At 38.0% G+C, this 3012-nt stretch carries 2 protein-coding genes; both read left to right on the forward strand.

Going from position 1 to position 3012, the window contains the following annotated elements; translation table 11 throughout:
- The coding region (locus ABID39_RS07735) for a YfjI family protein (RefSeq protein WP_354187574.1) at positions 1 to 1289 on the forward strand (1289 nt) is incomplete at its 5' end.
- Positions 1290 to 1816: 527 nt separating this feature from the next.
- Positions 1817 to 3012, forward strand: a 1196-nt coding sequence (locus ABID39_RS07740; RefSeq protein WP_354187576.1) for a restriction endonuclease, incomplete at its 3' end; no start/stop codon positions are given.

The following is a 3012-nucleotide window of genomic DNA, read 5'->3' on the forward strand; positions in this document are numbered from 1 at the left end:
AACAACAGGATGATTGGAAAATCGTTCCTAATCTCTGGGGGGCTATTGTGGGACAACCTTCGACCATGAAATCACCTACCATGCAAGCGGCTTTAGAACCTCTCGATATCTTTGAAAAGGAATGGTATCAAGAATGGATAAAGAAGAAAAAACAGCAAAAAACAAAAGAAATCTTCAATGAATTAGAAACAAAAGAAAACAAAAGAAAAGCTTACAAAGCATTGAAAAATCAAGATAAGGAACAAGCTCTTGCTCTTCTTTCAAAAGCTCTTGAAGACAACGAAAGTGAGGAAGATGATAGTCCTATAAAACGACGTCTTATCGTCAATGATGTGACCGTAGAAAAGCTAGGCGAATTGTTGAAAGAAAATCCGCGTGGATTATTGATGGTGTGTGATGAACTGACTGGTTTTTTAGCCAATCTGGAAAGAAAAGAATATCAAACAGACCGTGCCTTTTATCTGAAAGCTTTTAATGGCAATCAATCACACAACTATGACCGGATTGGGCGGGGAACCATTCATATTCCCAATGCAACCCTTTCAATCGTTGGGGGTATTCAACCTTCACGCATTATTCCACTCATTCAAGCCATACACCGTGGAATAAACGATGATGGTTTATTGCAACGCTTTCAAATGCTGATCTTTCCCGATGCACGACAAGAGCGATTATGGGTCGATAGACCTCCTAAACAAGAAGCATGGGAAAATTACCAAAAGATCTTTCGTTTACTTTATGATAAACCATTAGGATCACCAAAGCATCCGATAATCATACGTTTTGCTCCCAAAGCTCAGGAGAAGTTTCGTGTATGGTGGGAAGAATTTCAGAAAAAAATCAATGAGGGTCATTTCTCTACAAGTTTACAAGCGCATCTTTTGAAAATGAATAAAACCATACCAACCCTTGCATTAATTTTTGAACTTGTCGAGGGTGGGCGTTTTGAAGTTACTCTACCATCTCTTCACATGGCATTGCGATGGGAAAAATATCTGTTAAGTCACATAAAACGTCTTTATGCAGCAGCGGATAACTTCGCAACAAAGGGTGCAAATTTGCTTATAGAGCGTTGTGAGTATTTACCCGATGGTTTTACTGCACGAGATGTTTCTAAGCGCCATTGGAAGCTTTTAAAGGACAATGAAACTATTCAACAAACTTTAGAACTTTTGTGCCGTTGCAACTATCTTCGTAAAAGCTTTGCAGACAAAAAGCAAAAAGTCGGGCGCCCTACAATACACTATGAATGGCACCCCTTGGTGAAAAATCAGTGGACCGAACAATAAAAAAACCTCTTTTGAGAATTTTATCACTTTTTTGTATTTTAGATATTTTGGGTATTTTGGGTATTTTGGGACTTCTTTTGGGGTCCTATTTTTAAAAAAAATAAGTTAGAAATAAAAAACATTATATTTCAATGTGTTAAGTTTTATGAATTTTTAAAAAAACAACTCATATCGACAACACAATCTATAAATACAACCCAAGGTAGGTATTTTGGGGTGTTTTTGGGTATTTTGGGACTTTCATATGAGTACATATTTTATACTTTAAAAGCCTCTCTTGATACCTTCATAAAATGATGAATTCGCAAAACGAATAGCAAATTTCACTAGTTTGCTGATCTAACCAATATCATGGGCTGTGGATAAATAGCCTTTTAAAATCCCTTTTGAAAAAAATTTCTGATTTTGCAAGAATTTCACCTCATCTGATACTCGCTATTTATCCTAAATGTATTTAATTAACTTCATTTTGATTCTTTTGAAGAGAATTAATTCAACAGAATATATCGTTATGGAGTGCTTTCTTTATGCTTCAATCTGTTAAGTCCGATAATGAACACGTCTCTTTACGCTCTCTCTTAGAATATTATCGTCAACGAGCTAAATCACCCCGTGAATTAGGAACATGGTTTGAAAACCTTGTAAAGGCTTATTTGACGCATGACCCTCTTCAAAAGCAAGAATATGAAAAGGTTCAAACTTATTGTGAATGGGCACAAGAGCGTGGAGAAGATGGAACGGATATTGGGATTGATTTGATCGCTACAATCCGTGATGAAGGAGGCTATGCGGCTATTCAATGCAAATGCTATGATGCTTCTCACATAATTAAAAAAGAAGATATTGATAGTTTTATTGCTGCCTCGGGTAAAAAGATCTTCACCCGTCGTATACTGGTTGATAGCACCGAAACAGATTGGAGTGACAATGTTGAACTGACTTGTGAGGGACAAGAAATCCGCCCCCAACGGATTAATCTGTTTGATTTGGAAAGCAGCCAAATTGATTGGGGGGCATATAAAGAAAAAGGGGAAGCAATCCTTAAAGAGAACCCCCAAAAAAAGCTTTTAGATCATCAGAAAGAAGCACTCAAAGCGGTTTGTGAAGGGTTACAAGAAGCAGACCGTGGCAAGCTGATTATGGCGTGTGGGACGGGCAAGACTTTCACCAGTTTGAAGATAGCAGAAACTCTTGCTGGGAAAGGCAAGCGTGTATTGTTTTTGGTACCCTCTCTTGCTCTTATCTCTCAAACAATCCGTGAATGGACAGAAGATACAAAAATCCCCTTGCGCTCCTTTGCAGTGTGTTCTGATACACAAGTGGGCAAGCGTCGTAAAAATAAAAATGATGCTATTGAATTTGATAGTTCTGATCTTGCCTTGCCTGCAACCACGGATGCAAAAGAACTGGCTAGTAAAGCGGGTAAAGTTTCCCATGATCTGATGACCGTGGTGTTTTCTACTTATCATTCTATCCAAGTGATTTCGGATGCACAAAAAAAGTATGATTTACCTGAATTTGATCTGATCATCTGTGATGAAGCTCATAGAACCACTGGAGTTTCATTAGGGACAGAAGACAATGAATCTGAATTTATCAAGGTTCATGATAACAGCATCATTCGGGGCAAAAAACGCCTCTATATGACGGCAACCCCAAAAATCTTTACCGATGATGCCAAAAAGAAAGCCAATGAGTTCAATGCTGTTCTGGCGTCCATGGA

The sequence above is a fragment of the Bartonella japonica genome (assembly GCF_040545385.1).
Classification (GTDB): domain Bacteria; phylum Pseudomonadota; class Alphaproteobacteria; order Rhizobiales; family Rhizobiaceae; genus Bartonella; species Bartonella japonica.